The organism is Microbulbifer maximicatervae (SeqCode) (assembly GCF_056232625.1).
This window is the reverse complement of sequence record NZ_CP174324.1, coordinates 4593125-4611871: the sequence shown is the minus strand read 5'-3', so window position 1 is coordinate 4611871 and position 18747 is coordinate 4593125. Positions and strand designations below refer to the sequence as shown.

General features: G+C 48.7%; 14 protein-coding genes. 11 read left to right on the top strand and 3 right to left on the bottom strand.

The genetic code is table 11. From position 1 onward, the window contains the following. The first annotated feature begins 343 nt into the window (after window positions 1–343). From ACJJI6_RS20105 to ACJJI6_RS20095, 3 genes are all read left to right on the top strand, one after another. Window positions 344–1012: a hypothetical protein gene (locus ACJJI6_RS20105; protein ID WP_413663348.1), complete on the top strand. Its 669-nt coding sequence runs from the start codon at window positions 344–346 to the stop codon at window positions 1010–1012. Between the two features lie 134 nt (window positions 1013–1146). Next, window positions 1147–1752, top strand: a complete 606-nt coding sequence (locus ACJJI6_RS20100; protein ID WP_475711879.1) for a cytochrome b — start codon at window positions 1147–1149, stop codon at window positions 1750–1752. Between the two features lie 12 nt (window positions 1753–1764). Beyond that, window positions 1765–2328, top strand: coding sequence for a YceI family protein (locus ACJJI6_RS20095; RefSeq protein WP_108734532.1), 564 nt, complete (start codon window positions 1765–1767; stop codon window positions 2326–2328). A 48-nt stretch (window positions 2329–2376) separates the two neighbouring features. Here ACJJI6_RS20095 and ACJJI6_RS20090 read toward each other — a convergent pair whose 3' ends face one another. Next, on the bottom strand, window positions 2377–3771 hold the full coding sequence (locus ACJJI6_RS20090; RefSeq protein ID WP_475711878.1) for a cytosine permease: 1395 nt from the start codon (window positions 3769–3771) through the stop codon (window positions 2377–2379). Between the two features lie 711 nt (window positions 3772–4482). On the opposite strand from ACJJI6_RS20090, the gene ACJJI6_RS20085 reads away from it, so the two are divergent. The 3 genes from ACJJI6_RS20085 (at window position 4483) to ACJJI6_RS20075 (ending at window position 10838) form a co-directional block, all read left to right on the top strand. Further along, a complete protein-coding gene (locus tag ACJJI6_RS20085) occupies window positions 4483–5457 on the top strand; it encodes an FHA domain-containing protein (RefSeq protein ID WP_475711877.1) in 975 nt (324 codons plus the stop codon). A gap of 107 nt (window positions 5458–5564) precedes the next feature. Beyond that, complete coding sequence (locus ACJJI6_RS20080) at window positions 5565–8150, top strand: protein kinase domain-containing protein (protein ID WP_475711876.1); 2586 nt, start codon at window positions 5565–5567, stop codon at window positions 8148–8150. Window positions 8151–8276: 126 nt separating this feature from the next. Further along, window positions 8277–10838 (top strand): protein kinase domain-containing protein, encoded by a 2562-nt coding sequence (locus ACJJI6_RS20075; protein ID WP_475711875.1) that lies wholly within the window; start codon window positions 8277–8279, stop codon window positions 10836–10838. Here the strand turns inward: ACJJI6_RS20075 and ACJJI6_RS20070 are convergent. Both ACJJI6_RS20070 and ACJJI6_RS20065 read right to left on the bottom strand, forming a co-directional pair. Beyond that, a complete protein-coding gene (locus ACJJI6_RS20070) occupies window positions 10819–11316 on the bottom strand; it encodes a hypothetical protein (RefSeq protein ID WP_475711874.1) in 498 nt (165 codons plus the stop codon). The two genes, ACJJI6_RS20075 and ACJJI6_RS20070, sit on opposite strands and share 20 nt — an antisense overlap. A 42-nt stretch (window positions 11317–11358) precedes the next feature. Then, window positions 11359–11550: a hypothetical protein gene (locus ACJJI6_RS20065; protein ID WP_475711873.1), complete on the bottom strand. Its 192-nt coding sequence runs from the start codon at window positions 11548–11550 to the stop codon at window positions 11359–11361. A gap of 883 nt (window positions 11551–12433) precedes the next feature. Between ACJJI6_RS20065 and ACJJI6_RS20060 the strand changes: the two genes are divergently transcribed. The 5 genes from ACJJI6_RS20060 to mepA all read left to right on the top strand — a co-directional run bounded on the left by ACJJI6_RS20060 (window position 12434) and on the right by mepA (window position 18743). After that, window positions 12434–14215, top strand: a complete 1782-nt coding sequence (locus ACJJI6_RS20060; RefSeq protein ID WP_475711872.1) for a trans-sulfuration enzyme family protein — start codon at window positions 12434–12436, stop codon at window positions 14213–14215. A 110-nt stretch (window positions 14216–14325) separates the two neighbouring features. Beyond that, entirely contained in the window at window positions 14326–15624 is a 1299-nt protein-coding gene (locus ACJJI6_RS20055; protein WP_475711871.1) for a S1C family serine protease, read from the top strand. Then, on the top strand, window positions 15615–16655 hold the full coding sequence (locus tag ACJJI6_RS20050; RefSeq protein WP_475711870.1) for an FHA domain-containing protein: 1041 nt from the start codon (window positions 15615–15617) through the stop codon (window positions 16653–16655). Before ACJJI6_RS20055 ends, ACJJI6_RS20050 begins: the two co-directional genes overlap by 10 nt. Continuing rightward, on the top strand, window positions 16652–17725 hold the full coding sequence (gene hisC / locus ACJJI6_RS20045; RefSeq protein WP_444915501.1) for a histidinol-phosphate transaminase: 1074 nt from the start codon (window positions 16652–16654) through the stop codon (window positions 17723–17725). The genes ACJJI6_RS20050 and hisC overlap by 4 nt, the downstream gene beginning before the upstream one ends. A 76-nt stretch (window positions 17726–17801) precedes the next feature. Then, window positions 17802–18743: a penicillin-insensitive murein endopeptidase gene (gene mepA / locus ACJJI6_RS20040; RefSeq protein ID WP_475711869.1), complete on the top strand. Its 942-nt coding sequence runs from the start codon at window positions 17802–17804 to the stop codon at window positions 18741–18743. Window positions 18744–18747 lie beyond the last annotated feature (4 nt).

The following is an 18747-nucleotide window of genomic DNA, read 5'->3' as shown; positions in this document are numbered from 1 at the left end:
GCCGAGCGCCTAGGCTTTAGCCGCGCCAGAGGCAATATCAAACCGCAGCAACTCTGGGAGAGTAACACGCATTTCAACCCCATATTTTTTGACTGAATAGTCTTAATCTATCGGCGATACATCAGCGCAAACTGCACGAATAAAACCAGTGACAGCAGCCCAGTGAGCGGCCTCATTTTTTCAGCATGCCCTGGATATGAAAAGGCGCCATTGTACCCTTTCTATAATCATGGATTAGCAACTTTTATCTTCCCACGCCGCAAAGGCACGATAGTAACTGGAGCAGCGTTGCACCCTGCTAAACTTGGGGCTCCAGGTCGTAGAATTGCGCCGGGAGAATAGAATGGGAATTACAGGTAATAAGCAACACTTCCACCGCAAGCAATGGCTCAGCGTACAGCAAGCCGTTGACCACCTGAGTGCACTGTCTGAAGAGCCACTAACCAGTGCGCATCTTGCAGACCTGGCCGATGAGCAGCTTCTTAACCTGTACTGGTACCGTCCAGGTCAAAAACTGTCCTTGGAAGATCACAAGGGGACCCGTGAACTGGTAGAGCCCGTCAGGCTCTGTTACGAAAATGCCAGTGACTGGCACGCCATCGTGGATATCTTGCGGAACAATCCAGCGCTGCCCGCCTACGAACATGACACCCCGCTTCTGGAAGATGCCGACGGAAACCGGCTGCGAATCACCTTCGACTACCACCAGCGGCCAGAACCGTTTAGCAGCCGCTGGTACCCTACCTATGCGGAGTTAGTGCTCAAGCGCAACGATTTGGAACAACTGGAACCCCATCTGTTTACCAGCCAGGCGGTTGAGACCGGGTTTGAGCGTGAGACCCTACTGAATGTTATCTGGCAGCTGGAACAACTAGCCCTTGGGGATGAAGAGCACTCCACCAGCTGGCTGGCGGACCAACTGGCACAGCGCTCTTCCGCGCTGGATCGGCTATCTTGTGAGCGCATCCTTCAGGCGGCCGAGCGCGAAAGCTCTCCGGGACGCTCGATATAGCGCGGCATTTCCTACTAACACCTTTGACTCCTTTCCCATACTCAGGAACTCCCCATTGGTGGTAGAGCCCAAAGGCTGTACCCTAGTGGCACTTAGCAAATCTAAGTGTGACGTACTACCAATAGGAGAGAGAAGTGCAGGCCAAAAACAGCTCCTCCAGCTACGGCTGGGTAGCCATCGCCCTCCACTGGATAATGGCCCCTGCGATCATAGGGACTTTTATTCTCGGTTGGTGGATGCGCCAGCTATCCTACTACGATCCCTGGTATCAACGAGCCCCTGAAATTCACAAAGGGGTGGGCATCATCCTGCTTGTGTTTCTACTCTTCAGGCTGGCTTGGCGCTTTGCCAACCCACCTCCGGCGAGCAACCCCCAAACACCCAGCTGGCAGAAGTTTGCCGCCACCGCCACTCATGGACTGATTTACCTGTTACTACTGGCAATCATGGTTTCCGGCTATCTGATTTCTACCGCCGATGGCCGCCCTATCGATGTCTTCGGCATAGTGAGCATCCCTGCAACCTTACAAGGAATTCCCAATCAGGAAGACATTGCGGGATCTATCCACGAAATCCTTGCTTGGGGCCTGATTGGACTCGTAGCAGCACATATCTTGGCAGCCCTCAAGCATCACTTTATTGACCGTGACGGCACGCTGCGCAGAATCATCGGCATCCGTGTAAAGGGTTCTACAGACGATCACTCACACGTACAAACAACACTCTCAACCACCAAATAAGGAAAAAATGACATGAAGAAGCTCTCTGTATTTCTTATTGCAGCTCTGATGGGGACTGTAGCTCAAGCAGCGGAATACAAAATCGACACCAAAGGGGCTCACGCTTTTGTGCAGTTTCGTATCAAGCACCTTGGATACAGCTGGCTGTACGGCCGTTTCGATGACTTCAACGGCTCCTTCTTTTACGATGAAAAGCAGCCAGAAAAATCTTCTATCAATGTCGACATCGATGTAACCAGCCTCAACAGCAATCACGCTGAGCGAGACAAGCACCTGCGCAGTGATGACTTCCTCGACACCGCAAAATTCCCCACTGCTACTTTCAAGAGCACTAGCTTTGAACCTCTGGAAGACGGCAAAGCCCGTCTAAATGGCGAACTGACTCTGCGCGGTATCACTAAGCCAATCACAATTGACGTTACCAATATCGGTGGCGGTAAAGACCCTTGGGGCGGCTACCGCCAGGGCTTCAGTGGAACCACTGAGTTCGAGCTGAAAGAATTCGGTATCAAATCCCTAGGCCCAGCCTCCCAGAAAGTTGAGATGATCCTGGATATCGAAGGTATCCGTATCTAACAACAAAAAAGTACGCCCCCTGAGCCCGGAAATACCTCCGGGCTCCCCCTAACTGCGCTTCGCAACACTCCAATAAACAACGCAAGCAGCAGCCGCAGCCAATAGCCAGTCGACGCCTGCCATCAACCCTCTCGGTAAGAAAAGAGCCAACATTGTGATAACAATACATGTCGCCAATAAAGTCAGCAGTGCTCGCGGGTTCCAGCCACAGAAATAGTAATAACGCCCATCACTATCGCTGTAATACAACTGCTCAACCTCCATCTGGCGTTTCTCTATTAAGTAGTAGTGAGACAATATGACACCGTAGGCAGGCGCCAGGAAAACCCCCATCCAGTTTACGAACGCCACTAAACCGATTTGTTTGATAACAGCGGGCCACAACGCACTAATCAGAAAGGCCAGAAACAGCGTTATCAATGCTGCCCTGCGAAACCCCAGGTACTTTGGCAGAAGATTTGAAATATCGTTAACTGGAGCCACAAAGTTCGCCACCACATTGATACCGGCCGTTGCTGTAAAAAAAACAACCGCAGCGATCAATGACAGCTCCAGATTCCCAAGCTTCTGCACAATATCAGTGGGATTTGCCAAGTTCTGGTGGAAAACTGACTGGGCGGCGATAGTGGTGAACAGAACAATTATTGCAAAGCCAGTCATGTTTATAGTGATTCCCAGCCAATTTCCCCTTCGCATAACAGACTCGTTCTTACAGAAACGAGCAAAATCTCCGTAACTTAGGATTATCGGCGCATAGAGAGCCAACATAGTACCTGTGACTTTGATGAGCTGGACCAAGCCATCGCCCCAGGATGCTATAGACCGATCAAAGAAAGTAGCAACTGCAAATACAAACTGTCCGTCACTGCGAACTACTAGCATCCACAACAGCGCGAGCATCACTCCATAGACACATGGCGCAGCCAGGTTGATAAACCAACGGATCGTATTGATACCTTTGAAAAATAGAAGAGCCTGACATAAGGAGACAAGTACGAGGGAAGCCCAATCGATCCGGTCCATTGCCAGCCACTGCCCTCCGACAGCTTGTGGCCACCACTCTCTCAGTAACAAAGACATGGCATGGGCAGCAAACCAAGTCTGCGCACCGTACCAAAATATTGCCACGCTCCCCCGAAGCAACGCAGGGACGTTAGCACCTCGGACCCCCATACTCGCCCTGGCCAATACAGGAAACGGTATACCGTATTTAACACTCGGTTCACCGATTAAATTTAACAAGATGATAATTAAAATTGCTGCAATAGCGATCCCAGCGAGAACCAGCCAAGCATTCGTATTGGGACCAAGGAATAGGGTTGCCGCCAGGGTATAGCCAGCGAGACTTTGTGCAGCGTTGGCCCAAAGGTTAAATATCGTCAGAGTGCCCCAGCGTTTTGCTTCGGACTTCACTACCGCTAAATTTTCATTCTTTAGCTGCAAAGTGTCACCTAAGTGCATCTGATTAACAATGCGCCAGCCCGCATACACCATAAACATCCCACAGGCAACGACAAGTGAGTCGCTAAAAAGCGCCAATCTCTACGGTAAACAATATCCATTACCTTTTACAATTGAGACTTATTTTCAATAAAAATCAAGACGGCACTTATTCACTGAAATAGTACCATTCCAGCTGGTACTGTCGCACTCCAATGAAATATATTGTGTCACCATTGATAGAAGAAGATGTAATCGACAGGTCTGCTCATAGGTATTGAAAAATAGGTGTACAACGGTGTACACAGGTAACATTAACCAGTTCACAACTAATATCCCGAAAAGGCCTTCAAGCTTTTTGACGGCAGCACAACTTTTCAGCGAAAATAGGCGCAATTTCTGACATCTATTCTGCTCTCTCTAAACCTTAATAAGGCGAGAGCAAAAAAAAACAATTTTCATAAGTCTTAGTGGCTAAATCACTCAAGACCGGGGCAATTCTCTCCAAGCCTACCAATGAGGCAGCACCACACTCTCGTGTCCCTCATCGCATGTAGTGCTGCAGCCAGAGAGAGGTAGCTGCTGTAAGTGATAAGAGATACTTTGTTCTGTTGAGATGTTGCGGAACAAAGACGGCAGGCATCACGCTAGCTTGAGTGAATTTTGTCGCAATCAGGCCACAAGTTAGGTTGGCCACGGCATAAGGGTAGGAATATGGCTTGCTTTCAGCATCCAGATAGGGAACAACCAGTTTACTTAATGGCACACCACACCATTGGGCGCCGGCAGGGTGCAGTAGACACAAGAATCACAAGTGCTGAAATATCCGGGATTCACGCTGCTGTGCAGTGGACAGGCACACATTGGAATATCCGCGACCTCAGCCGAAATGGAACTTGGCTGAACGGCCAGCAGCTAGTGCCAGCGAAGAGTTATCCACTTCAAACTGGCGACAAGCTCGCGTTTGGACGAGCCAACAATCCAGCCTGGATTGTTGAGAACCTCGACGGGCCAGAGAATTTACTGATTGATATCCAGTCCGGTGAAGCTCAGCAGCTAGAGCAGTTTCACCTGCTGCCTAATGAAAATGAGCCTCTTGCCAGCTTGCAGTACAGTCCCCTCACTGGGCAGTGGCTATACGAGTTTACTGGTGCATCTGCTGATGATGGCGATAAGATCCTGGTCAACCATGGCGATCGTATCGATTGTGGGCTTAATAGCTGGCAGCTTTTCCTCGCAGATAACCAAGGGGCCACAAAGGAACTATCACTTCAGCAACTATCAATTGTCGACTTTGAATTGAGGTTCTCTGTCAGCTCTCACGAAGAGCATGTACAACTACAGCTTCAACGTGAGGGTATGAAGCAGTCCCTACCCGCAAGAATTCATAACTACCTCTTACTATATCTCGCCCGTGCCCGCTACAAGGATATGCAGAGCGGTATGGATACAGATTCCCAGGGCTGGGTTTCTATTCAAGTGGCCACTCATGAGTTAGGTATTACAGTAAACCATCTAAACACCCAAATTTTCCGTGCTCGCAAACAAATTTCAGAGTCACTACCTGACGCTGTGGATACTTCCAGTTTGGTAGAGCGCCGTTCCTGGGAAATCCGCATCGGCTGCCCACAGTTCGAAATATACAAAGGCAACCAACTTGAAGCGAAAGCAGAGCCGGAAGTAGTATAATTTTATCTTAATTAAGGAGGCTTAAGGCTAAGCCTCCTATTTACCTATTCAGTCATTACTTGCCAGGGTGGCGGAACTGAATCTCTCACCCCTTAGCAAGATTTACAATGTCATCGCAACCACCTTCTTATATCGGGCACTACAAAATCATCGGCCAGATTGGAGCTGGGGGGATGGGGGTTGTATATCTTGCCAAAGATGAGCGGCTCAACCGACAAGTCGCCATAAAGCGGCTGCTCAATAATCCCGACAATGAGCTTGCTTCACAGCGAATTCGTCAGGAAGCATTACTGCTCGCTCAGCTGAACCACAACCATATTGTACAAATTTACGATGTTGTAGAAGAACAGGACGATGTAGCCCTCGTCATGGAGTATGTTGATGGCCGTCCGCTCACCTATTGGGCACGGGAATTCAACCCCAGTCTTCGCCAGAAAATACAACTGCTCAAGCAAATCACTGTAGGGTTGGCCCGGGCACATGCCGCCGGCATTATTCACCGCGACCTAAAAGCTGACAACATCCTTATTGATAACAATAATATCGCTAAAATCGCGGACTTTGGCATTGCTCGTAGCTGGCAGGATACAATAGCACTCACTCGAGAGCAGCATATAGCCGGAAGCTGGTACGCCATGTCCCCCGAGCAAGCCCTCGGCGAAAAACTGGATTGCCGCTGTGATTTATTTGCTTTGGGGATGCTGGCCTATCACTTGCTATGTGGCCAACCACCGTTTGGCAAGCACGGAAGTCCATATATTATTATCGATCGGATTATCAACAATCCGCACCCTCCTGCAGGAGTAATTAATACAGGTCTTCCTACAGCACTATGCAAACTGCTAGATAAATTACTAGCCAAAAACCCTGACAAGCGTCCCGTCAGTGCTGTTGCTGTAGCCAGCGACCTAGATGTGATACTAGGTCAACTAGCATCGACTCAACAAAATACCGATGAACACGAAATAACGGTCACAACTGAAGATTTTCATGTACAGCACCGACGCAAAAACAAAAGCCACAAACTCCTAGCTGGAATACTTTTGGCTGCCGGAGCAATACTATTAGGCTTAGCCGCTGCGGCTTTCCCTCGGTTTTTCCCGCCAAGCAGCAAAGAGCCCCCGGCAAAATATATTGCGATTATTGAGCCAGATTTATCCAACCTACATAACCGCGAGGAAAGGCTACTGGCCAGCAATCTTCTCAGCTCCATCAAGCAGGGATTGTCCGGTCAAGCAGCATTACTGCTAGTTCCCTATTCGGAGTCGCAACAGCTAAAAGACAAGCCCCTGCGTGAGCAAGCGAAAGCGCTCAACGCACAACTACTACTGCAATTCGCCTTGAACTGTGAAGCGACTCTGTGCGAAGCTTCATTCGCTTTAATAGAAACCGAAAATTTCGTCGAGACCTCCAACCGTAGCACCATGTTGAACCTAGATGCACCGTTAGAGAGCCGTGCACGCGTTTTTCAGCAACTGCAATACCTGCTCCCCAACTACCCTATAGAAAACCAAGGAGCCCAGTTCACCTTACGCCCAGCAGACTACCAACTTTATCTCGAGATATTTGAGCAGCGCAATAATGAAGCAAATGTTGCTAATGCAATTACCAAAATAGAAATGCTGCTAGAGAAGAATCCCTATTTCCCCCCGTACTATGAGTTGTTGGCGGATCTGCTAGTCACCCACCTCTATCACTCACGGAAAGTCAAAATACGGGGCAGGCTCAATGAGCTCCTAAAAAATATACCTGCAAAGATTTCCAACTCTCCATCTGTATTGGCTACTAAAATACGTATTGCCATTTACCTGGGAGATACTGAGCGCACAGAGACCTTACTCGCAAAGTTAAAATTGCAATCGCCCGACCAGGCGCTCTACTACTTTCTGCGCGCGAAAGCCTACCAGCGGGGAGGGGATTACAAGCGTGCTTTGGATGTCATTAATCAGGCACTTGATATTCGTACCAGCCCCATTTATCTTCACCAAAAGGCATCAACCCTGATTTTAATGGGGCAAATGGAGAACGCCAAACTCCAACTTCTACACGCTATTCGCCTCAACAATCAATATAATGATGCTGTTTCCCTACTCGCAACTATTGAGCTAGGCTCAGGCCATCCAAAGGAGTCTATCCGATTCCTTAGAGAACTGGGCCTAAAACAGCTGGGGGATTGGGATACTTTCAATCTCTGCTTATCCTACTATATCGAGAAGCAGTTCGAGGACACCAAAAGCTGCCTTAATCATATCGCTGAACGCGTCCCAAACGCCCCTCATGTATATCTAATGCTCGCAGAAATTGCTCGCCTAGAAAACAGGCAAGCGGAATCATTAGAGCTTGCCCGGCACGCTCTGAATCTGACACAGAATCAACAAGATTCGCTTGGTCTATTACTCCGGGCAAGGGCCTACTCAGAGCTGGGCCAGGCAGAACAAGCCATTGAAACATTATTAAAGATTGACGACACTGCCCCAAGCAACGGCTTGTTTGTAAATTACATCCATGCTCAGGTTTATATGGCAAGTGGTGAGATACTCTCCGCCAAAGCCTATATACGAAAGACCTTGGAGTTAGGCGCAGCCCCAGTGTGGTTCACCACAATTGGCTTTCAACCTATTTGCACTATCGCCAGTTTTGATGACTTACGTGCCAATTATCCAACCTTATGCCCTGACAGAACTGACACTTAAGTCACCAAAAGCAAATCAAACAGAATGGAATAACGTGAACCATTTCCCTTTACAAGGCGACAGATCCCTTCACGAAATTGTACTATCAGGTAAAATCACCCATCTATCCGAAAAGAACAGATTACAATGGACGTAGTTGCGTTAGAGAAAACTGAGAAATATCAAGGCCGTTACAGGGTTGAGCGCACCTTGGGTGCCGGAGGTATGGGTGTTGTTTACCTGGCTGAGGATATAAAACTCGGGCGCAAAGTTGCCATTAAACAACTTCGATCTGATATGACCGGCAACTCCGCTGAGGCTCGTTTTCGTAGTGAGGCGCAGTTACTGGCACGGTTAAACCACCCCAATATTGTACGACTGTACGATGTTATCGAGGAAGATCACAGCATTGCTTTGGTAATGGAGCTTGTTGAGGGAGTTACTCTAAAGGAATGGATGCGTGAAAATTCACCAACGCTAGCAGAAAAGCTAGATCTGCTGATGCAGATCTGCCAAGGTCTAGGCAAGGCCCACTGCCTTGGCATTATTCATCGAGATCTTAAGCCGGAAAATATTTTAGTCACAATAGATGGCACAGCCAAGATTAGTGACTTTGGTATTGCCAAGGCCCTGGATTGCGACCAAGATTTGACCAGAGAGGATCATATTGCCGGTAGTGTTCAAGCCATGTCTCCAGAGCAGCTACAAGGAGCCAAGCTCGATGCTCGCAGTGACCTATTTAGCCTCGGGACCATTGCCTACGAGTTGATGTGTAACTCAAAGCCCTTTGATCGTGGAGATAAAAGTGCTTTAGCTTTTGCTCAGCAAATTACTCAGAGCCCTCATATTCCCCCACAGGAATCATGGCCCGAAATACCTAAGCCACTTGCTGCACTTTTAGACCGGCTGCTAAGCAAGCGACCACAACAGCGCCCTGAATCAGCACAACAGGTTTTTGAAGCCCTAGAGCTGCTACGAAAACACGGTATTGATGATAAAACTGATCAATATTCAGAAACTATCACGCAGCTCTTAATTAAACCGCGTAAAAAACATAGCCGAATCGGTGTTGCACTAGCTACCTTAGCTGCAACCTGCGTAGTAGCTCTCTGGGGGTGGAAAACCTATCTCCAGCAGCCCGCTCAATATATAGCTGTATTACCCGTAGAGGTCAACGGGACAGGCTATGGGCAAAACGAAAAAATGATGATAGCGGCTATGATAAGGGAGGCCCTGCTGAGCACACCCTCTCAACTTGAATCTTCTGCACTGGTGAGCTATATGACGCTAAAAGACACCTCTAATGAAGATCATATAATAGCGCTTCACAATAAAGGGGTAACTGATGCTTTATTAGCACGTGCAAACTGTATACAGGCTCGTTGCAATATAGAGCTTCAAAGAATTAACCCTTCCAATAGCCAAATTAAAGAACAGGCGACTTTTGCATTTCTGAGTGACAAACGTCAAGAATCTCAATATACGATAAGTAATATCGCCCTCAAACTCTTTCCCAAGAGCTACCGGAAAGAGTCTAGTAAATCAGTCCTAATGGATTCAGATGATTACAATAGCTTCTTAGAAATCCTCATTAAGACAGATAGAGAGACAAGCATTAGCGAAGCTGATTTAAAAACATTAAATATATTAATTGGAAAATATCCTGTAAACACCAACCTCTATCTCGCTTACGCTAAAGCTGCTGGAGCACTTTTTGCAAATACCAACGACACAAAATTTTTATCCGGTGCACTAGGTATACTAACCAGCGCAGAAGGCTTTGGAGCTGATGAATTAGCAATTCTTGAAGCTAAACTTACAATAAAATCTTTAAGTACAGATAAAGCTGGTTTCGATTCAATACGTAAGAAACTTGAAAATCGGGGATATCCATCAGCGGCAAATCTATCACAATTCTCCCGCTTTCTTTGGGTGCAGGGGGATTATGAAGAAAGCTTGAAATATGCAATAGAAGCTGCAGGGCTCAATCCTTCATTTAATAACAACTACTACATCGCTATGAATCATGTCTCACTAGGCGATTATGATTCTGCTCGAATTATTCTTGAACAACTAATAGAAACTTACCCTACGAAGTGGTCGGCACATAACCTATTGGGTGTAGTTGAACTTGAAACAGGAAATCTTGAAAAGGCAGAGAAATTTATATCATCTGTCCCCAAAGACCTTCGGGATTGGTCAACCAAGTCTAACCTTGGAACTGTATTTTTCTTGCGCGGAAAGTACCCTGAAGCATTACATGAATATCTAGACGTACTGAGTACAGCTCCTGAAAACCTTCAGATGAACATTTATGTTGCAGAAACATACTTAATGCTTTCCGATGAAAAACAAATGAAAAAATACTTTTCAAAAGCTCTAGAGATCAGCCTGCGTGGGGATAGCCTAAAGGAAAGACGCTACCAAGCTCAATCTTTGGCCTACTTAGGTAAAACAGCCGGCTCAATCTCTCTCATCAAAGATCTATTACAGGAGGCTCCTGAAAGTACATACATCAAACACACTGCCGCACAAGTATACGCTCTCGCAGAAGAGTGGCAGTCCGCTAATTACCATACAGAGGAGCTTATAAGCCAAGGGATGAGTGCAGACTGGTTTTCAATGCCCGCATTTCAGAATTTATGCACCCAACCCCAAGCTTCAGATACCGTTAAAAATTTTTTATGCGTTACGGAACAGGGCAAATAACAGCCTCTGGGTCCCCAGAAACAAAGTGCATGCCTGTCTCGGCATCTACACACATCCATAAAAAGGCAAAGTTATCCGGAATCTCTTCCTTATCTTTGATTTTGATGATCAAAGTCGTATATTCGCCATCGACTTCCTTAGCTCTCGCGCGGAACTGATGGCGAAAATCTGGAGTTAATGCGATTAAGCCGTCCAGTTTATGATTCTGGCGGTAACGAACAAACTCAAGATTTCTGCCAGGAACCTTGGAAAGGTCTAGGATTACTTTTAAAGTGAGTACACCACCACTTTTGATATCAATATTCCAGTTACCAAAATACTCTTCTTCACTGTCATTTCCAGCATTAAAAAGAGGCCAGTACTGGGGCTCTTTGTCGACCTGCTCTTGCGGTTGCAACATTAGCTCAACGGTCAGCCCCTCTTTGGGCACCTCAAGATTAAGGAGGGGGCGCTCAGCACAAGTTTTCATCTGTTTCATCCCTATATCTAAATTTGTTATATGGTGTCACCAAAGGACGATTTATTTTCTGTAAAATACGTCCGTGACTGTGTAATCATAACCGGCTTCAGCCTTAAAAAAAGCCGGCAGAACTAAACCTACCGAGCCGAAATAATGGTCCCAACCATCGACGGTTACAACAACACTATCAAGAGCAAATTTGGCATCCGTGCCCGGACAAGCATATCCAATAGAATCGACTGAACTCTGCACCTGCCAGTTCCAGCTTGACCGTTCAGCTTAGGCTGAATCCCTCTACTCCCTAACACCTCAGGCACTAGGGGATTAAATCTATCCAAAATGTCGTTGCGGGGGCTATCTTTCCATGGCGAAGTAATTGTTTCCACAATCACCTATCCCCCCTCAACTGGTGCTCACTGTACAAACTTAAGCATTACAGGTCGATCACACCCCATTACAGGTGTTTCACGCTAAGTTAAATATCTTTAAGGGGGAACACCTCTAGGAGTCACCAAATGAAAAAATGTCGACTCATATGGAGCTTCACTGGAGATATGCTGAGCATTTGTTGAAACCGAATAATGATTTAATCTTAACTGAGCCACATCAGACGAATCGATAAATGATGGCCCAAAAGGCTTAAGGAAGTCGAATATTTTCAGAATTAGCAGTCTTCACAGCAGAGCAATAAATAAAAAAAAGCCGGCAGTAATAAAACTGCCGGCCTGAAATGATGGTCCCAACCATCGACGGTTACAACAACACTATCAAGAGCAAAATTTGGCATCCATGCCCGGACAAGCTCATCCAAGAGAATCGACTAAGACTCTACACCTGTCGATTCCAGCTTGACCGTTCAGCTTGCGCTGAATCCCTTTATTTCATCGCACCACCTAAGGCTACGAGGAAATTAAATCCTGTTTAAATGTTGTGGGGGCTGCCTTTCCATGGCCGGCAACCATTACCACAGCCACCTACCCCCTCAACTGGAAGCTACTGTACAGATTTCCAAATTACAGATCGATCACGCCAAAACACAGCAAATTACATACTAATTGTCCGCCAAGTGTTTTATGCGCCGCACAGGACTGTTAGAGTCGCCATATAACAAAAAGCATCACATAGTGAGGACACAATGGAAGCGAACCTAGAAGATGTAAAAATTCTCTCTCCCCGCCGCAACAGCACCGAGGCAAAAAATATTGATGAACTGGCAAAAGAGCAATTGCAGCACTTTTGTATTGATAGTGAATCAGAACATGGAAAACTGTTAGAACAGACCGCAACCCTGCTCTACCAGGCACAGGGCAATCTAAGCCAGCTGTGGAGCCAGGTAACGGACACACTCCAATGCTTGGACAAGTCTGACAAGATTGCCTATTTCAATGCCAAACGCTTTATGAGTTTCCAGCTGGCGAAATTATTGGACACCTTACAAAACCCATTGCGAGCCAGCTTTCAAAGCCTACAGGGGGACGACTTTAATATCACCACACGGGGTGGTTACCCCCTGTTCGATAATATTCCCGCTATTTTTTCTGCAACCCCGGTAATTGCTCGCACAGCAACTTACATTTATGCCTGCACCGAGTGGGTGGACGATGCTTTCCGTGGGCGCGAGCCAAGCCACGATATTTATTCACGTTTACTCAACCCCACTTCCATTTCCCTGGCCAATGCTATTGTGGATTTGGAATGCGGACCTGAAGCCAGTGAATATATGGCCTGGAATTTTAATTCCGGTATGGCTGCAATCGATGCACTCCTGTCAAATCAATTGCGCCACGGGGATATCTTAATTGTTTCCAGGAATATCTATGGCGGCACTCACCAGCTATTACAGGATTTCTACGCCCGCAAAGATAAACTGTCTATCAATCTGGCCTGGTTTGATGGCACTACCGGTGAAGAGTTCGAAAAGCTACTGGCTGATACCCAGCAAGCATACGCAGACGCAATCAGTGCCGGAGCAAAAATACATGTCTATATTGAATCGCCATGCAATCCCCACGGGATCATGCTGGATGTACCGGCTATTTGTAAAACCGCTCACCGGGAAAATATCCTGGTAAGCCTGGATGCCACCCTGGCAACCCCTTTCCTATACCAGCCACTACGCCGCAAAAATAGGGAAGAGAGACCGGATTTTGTTGTTCACTCCTACACCAAGGATATCGGTGGCACCGGTGCCGCCACTGCCGGTGTGGTTATCGGCGAAAACCACCGCATGTTTATCCCTAAAGGCGACAGCGCAAAAGGCCTTAATTGGGATCAATGCATGTTCTGGGATGTTTATTACATCAAAGGGGCTTTCCTGGATGCAGACAAGGCCTGGGAAGTGCATTGCGGTATGCGCACCCTGGAAATGCGCATGCTCACCAAGTGCATTAATACTTTGAGCCTCAGCCATTTCTTTGCCAGTCACAGCAAGATTCGTGTCAATAGCCATGCAGTGGAAACCCATCCCAATTCCGGGCTGCGAGAATCGCTGATGCGCTACCAGTTCCCCACACCATTATTCAGCATTGATATGGAAGCTGCGCAGATTCCCACCGAAGCCTTTAAAAGTTTCTTTGACGCGCTGGAGCCCGCTTTCGGGCAGATGGTGAGCTTGGGCCAGACAAATACCATGGTGCTGTGCCCCGCCCTGACATCTCACTCAGAGCTATCACCTGAAGCAATGGAAGCGGCGGGTATATTCCCAACCACTATCCGAATTTCTGTTGGGGATGAAAATATGGCGCAGATGGCCGCTCATGTGATCAACTGCGCGCGCCTGCATCTCGATCCAGTTAGCCCTGGTTTTAGCGAGGGCTTTATCGCTCCGGAAGAAGCCGACAAACTCTTCAGCCGCTTTTATCTCGAGTCGCACCAAAAAGTGATAGAGACACAGCCAAAAATTGTGGACTATCTCTAACCATCCAAAACAAAACCATCACCGGTAGATAGCGCCGGTGATGGGCGCTTGTTGCACTATCCTATATCCCGTAGTATCACGCTTCCTGTCCACAATTTAATCAATTTAAAATGCCGAAACTTTCCACGTGCCTCTTCGCCTGGGTTCTGTGCTGCTTATCCACTGTTGCAATGGCGCAAGGCTATGAAAAGCTCTACAGTGATTATCGCGGCAGCCTCTATCAAATTCGACTTATCGAAAAATCCTCCAATTCAAAAGCCGGCCTAGGGTCAGGCTTTCAAATCTCCCCCGATGGATTGATCGCCACCAATTACCACGTAGTGGCTCAAGCGGTTAGTGAGCCAGATGAGTACTCCCTGGAATATCTTGCAGTTAATGGCACCCGGGGAAAATTAACTCTACTGGATATTGATGTGGTCAATGACCTGGCGCTGCTGCGCCAGGAGAAACCGGGAGACGAATACCTGGAATTGGCGACAGACACCCCCAAAAAAGGGGAAACCATTGTCTCCCTGGGCAACCCATTGGACCTGGGCATGACCTTGATTCCCGGGACCTATAACGGTATTGCCGGCGGTAGCTTCTACGATCGCATTCACTTTGCCGGATCTATTAATCCGGGAATGAGCGGCGGGCCAGCGATCAATACCCAGGGGCAGGTAGTCGGCATTAATGTGGCAACTGCGGGCAACCAGGTTAGCTTTCTGGTGCCAGTGGATAAGCTGTCATCGCTTTTAAAACACTACCGCACCGAGGGCGGCACCCTCAACCTGAAGCAAGTAACTTATCAACAGCTTTTGGATAACCAGCAAAAAATTATCGACTCAATACTTAGGGCCGACTGGCAGCGTCGCGCCCTCGGTGAGGCCCAGGTTGTCGGCGAAATAATTCCAGCCATTAAATGCTGGGGAAACACCCAAGAGAGCGAAACTAACCCGATCAAACGAATTGATAAAGGCTGCACCGGACAAGATGTTATTTTCCTGTCCGACGACTTCAACACCGGGCGGGTAGAGTACGAATTTTTCTGGCTGCAAGCCGAGGATCTTCTGCCCGCGCGCTTTTATGCCGAGTACGAAGGGCAGATGGACTCCTTTTACCCAGGCAATAGCGCTGGAGAAGAAGATGTAACCAATTTCCGCTGCCAGCAAGGATTTACCTCTCAGGAGCGCGGCAATGAAACCTCGGTATCGAAGCCGGATCGCAATCGCGAGCCCCTGATCGCGCGCACCAGCTACTGTGTCAGGCGCTACAAGGACTTTCCTGACCTCTACGATATTTTCTTCCTGAGCCTAAGTGTGGATCAGAAAAATCGCGCACTGGTCAGCCACTTTACCTTGTCCGGCTTTACCCAGGAGTCCGCCGACGCCTTTACCCAGAAGTTTACGAGCGAGATCCAATGGCCCTGATTATTGAAGAACTCAATCGCGCCCACCGGGTGCAGCTGCGCTACCGAATGGACGGGGATAAATTTACCCTGGGCCGCGCTTATGACAATGATGCAATTCTGGAGGACATCCATTCCGATGCCCACCATGCCCAAATCAAGCGGGGAGAGGACGGCCAGTACGTCTTACACGACCTCAATTCGATCAACGGCTGCCAGCTTTTGGGAAACCTGAAAGACAAGTCTGTTAAACCCGATACCATCGCTCAACACAGGATTTCCTCCGGTGACTTGCTGCAGTGTGGGAAGTCACGCTTCCGGGTTTTCCATACGGATGACCCGGTACCTGAAGCTACCCCTCTCCATTCACTGGAGAACCTGTTTTCCAGCTTGTCCCACCCCCTGGGAGCAATACTGCTGCTGTTGTGTTTTGGCTTCGCCAGCGTACTGATGAGCTACCTCGGTTACGCCCGAAACTATCAATGGACTATTGCCGTCAACATTCTTGCCACGGCCATAATTGGTATGGTGATTTACGCCGGAGTCTGGGCATTTATCGGCAGGGTTGTCAGGCATGAAACGCACTTTTTCACCCATCTATCCATCGCCGCCATAGGTGCACTAACTTACACTTTTTGGGAATGGCTGAGGGGGCTAATCAATTTCAATTTTGCCATCGGCACTACTATTCAGGTCCTGGACTTCCTGGTACTCGCCATCATATTACCGGCAATGCTCTGGTCCGCCTGCTATTTGGCCACCAACCTCGCCAGGGGCTGGCGCTGGACAGTGGCGCTGACACTGCCACTGGCATTCCTCGGCCTGGGCTTAGCTGAAAGCGTTAACAACATGGACGAATTCAGCGAGGTTCCGCCGATATCCACAGAGCTGAAATACGATAATATGCTATTCCGCAACCCTGTTCCCATGCAGGAATTTATTGGAAATTCGGCCGATCTGTTTGATATCCCCATCAAGAAAAAAGAAACTAAAGAAGGCGCTGAAGGCTCCTCCAGCGACAATCAAAGTAGTACCGCAGAGGTGGAATCATGAGCAAGATTTATTGGAGCCCAGGGCTCGACCAGCTGGAACCCTATACACCCGGGGAGCAGCCCAAGAGTGAAACCCTGATAAAGCTCAATACCAATGAGAACCCCTACCCTGCCTCTCCCGAAGCTTTAAAGCTCTTGGAGCAACACGACTTTGCCGATGCATTGCGCCGCTATCCCGACCCGGAGTCCTGTGAATTGCGCCGCGCTATTGCCGATAAGCACAATCTCTCTGCTGAGCAAGTATTTGTGGGCAATGGCTCCGATGAAGTGTTGGCTCTGAGTTTTTACAGTTTTTTTCGCCGCAGCGAGCCCCTGCTATTTCCGGATATCACCTACAGTTTCTACCCGGTTTATTGCCAGCTCTTCAATATCAAAAGCCGCACTGTTCCCCTGCACGGTGATTTCTCTATCCAGCTTGAGGACTATGCCGCTCCCGCAGCCGGTGTAATTATTCCCAACCCCAATGCACCCACAGGACGGTACCTCCCACTAGAGCAGATTGAGCAGCTATTGCGCTCACAGCCTGAGAGAGTGGTGGTTATTGATGAGGCCTATATCGATTTTGGCGGACAGAGTGCAGCAACACTCATCGATCGCTACCCCAACCTGTTGGTGATACACACACTGTCAAAGTCCTATGCCCTCGCAGGGCTTCGCCTCGGCTTTGCCATGGGGCAGAAGCACCTGATTGAAGGATTGCTGAGAGCCAAGAACTCCTTTAACTCCTACCCCATTGATGCCATTGCCCAGCGTGTGGCCACTGCAGCGATCCGCGATACTGCCTGGCACAGCGACAATTGCGGCAAGGTCATCGCCACCCGCGAGCGCTGTGAGCGGGCGCTTACAGACCTGGGGTTCGAAGTGATTCCTTCCCAAGCCAATTTCCTTCTAGCCAAACCACCGGAGCCCGGCGCAGAAGCCCTGTATCTGGCACTGCGGGAGCGTAATATTCTCGTACGTTACTTCAACAAGCCCCGGATCAGTGAGTACTTGCGTATCTCTATTGGCACCGATGAGGAAATGGAGCAGCTGATACGGAACTGCAAAGAGATACTTGCGTCACAGAGCTAGCACTCTGTCTGTCTATACTCGTCGGGCGCCACTTGAGGTGGCCCGACAACTGTGACTTATTGGTATCCAGGGACCTATGCACCCGAAAGCTCAAAATTCAGTATCCACTACCGAGGCCGTTAGCCCCTTTAAAGCGGGATTTTTACGGCAACTAACCCACTCCCTGATTCTCGCCTCGGCCCTGGCGAGCGGCGCCGCAAGTGCCAACGACTGGGATAAGGTCGAAGGGCCCAGTGCACAGACACCATCGAGTATTGGCACCTATACCAATGGCTGCCTGAGTGGCGGGGAAACCCTGCCATTGAGGGGAGAGGGCTATCAGTTGGTGAGGACTGGCCGCGACCGACATTTTGCCCACCCCCAGACCATTAACTTCCTGAAGGAGTTTTCCCAGAGCGTGGCGCAGAAAGATCTGGGCAGAATCCAGATCGGTGACATGTCTATGGCTCGAGGGGGCCCTTTCGGCAGTGGTGGGCACAACAGCCACCAAACTGGCCTGGACGTAGACATCTGGTATTCCCAGGATCGGCGAGCCGCAGAGCGTCCCCTCACCCCGTGGGAGCGTGATAATATTTCTGCTGTTGCCTTGGCTGATGAGCGCAAACACCGCCTAATCCCTGAAAACTGGGACGACCGGGTTCCCAAAATCCTGCGCTTGGCCGCAGAGGACCATCGGGTCGAACGAATTTTTGTACACCCGACCATCAAGCGCCACCTGTGCGAAATATCCGGCGAAGATAACGAGTGGCTGCGAAAAGTGCGCCCCTGGTGGGGGCACAATTACCATTTTCATGTGCGCCTGGCCTGCCCAGAGGGAAGCACCAACTGTAAGCCCCAGGCACCAGTGACCACTGCAGCCTGTGGCAGTGACCTGGATTGGTGGTTTAGCGATGACTTCTATGCAATTCTCAATGGCACTAAACCCCAGCCGAAACAGAAAAAGCCGAAACCAAAGACCTTGCCTCAACAGTGCGAACAGGTATTAACCGCACCTTCGGCAGGCACTACGACGGAATAATTTT

What these genes read in the sequence shown, in the direction of transcription:
- ACJJI6_RS20050 (WP_475711870.1), top strand. Translation starts at nt 15,615, where the DNA reads ATGGCCCTGATTATTGAAGAACTCAATCGCGCCCACCGGGTGCAGCTG.
- ACJJI6_RS20055 (WP_475711871.1), top strand. Translation starts at nt 14,326, where the DNA reads ATGCCGAAACTTTCCACGTGCCTCTTCGCCTGGGTTCTGTGCTGCTTA.
- ACJJI6_RS20095 (WP_108734532.1), top strand. Translation starts at nt 1,765, where the DNA reads ATGAAGAAGCTCTCTGTATTTCTTATTGCAGCTCTGATGGGGACTGTA.
- ACJJI6_RS20060 (WP_475711872.1), top strand. Translation starts at nt 12,434, where the DNA reads ATGGAAGCGAACCTAGAAGATGTAAAAATTCTCTCTCCCCGCCGCAAC.
- mepA (WP_475711869.1), top strand. Translation starts at nt 17,802, where the DNA reads ATGCACCCGAAAGCTCAAAATTCAGTATCCACTACCGAGGCCGTTAGC.
- ACJJI6_RS20070 (WP_475711874.1), bottom strand. Translation starts at nt 11,316, where the DNA reads ATGAAACAGATGAAAACTTGTGCTGAGCGCCCCCTCCTTAATCTTGAG.
- ACJJI6_RS20075 (WP_475711875.1), top strand. Translation starts at nt 8,277, where the DNA reads ATGGACGTAGTTGCGTTAGAGAAAACTGAGAAATATCAAGGCCGTTAC.
- ACJJI6_RS20080 (WP_475711876.1), top strand. Translation starts at nt 5,565, where the DNA reads ATGTCATCGCAACCACCTTCTTATATCGGGCACTACAAAATCATCGGC.
- ACJJI6_RS20105 (WP_413663348.1), top strand. Translation starts at nt 344, where the DNA reads ATGGGAATTACAGGTAATAAGCAACACTTCCACCGCAAGCAATGGCTC.
- hisC (WP_444915501.1), top strand. Translation starts at nt 16,652, where the DNA reads ATGAGCAAGATTTATTGGAGCCCAGGGCTCGACCAGCTGGAACCCTAT.
- ACJJI6_RS20085 (WP_475711877.1), top strand. Translation starts at nt 4,483, where the DNA reads ATGGCTTGCTTTCAGCATCCAGATAGGGAACAACCAGTTTACTTAATG.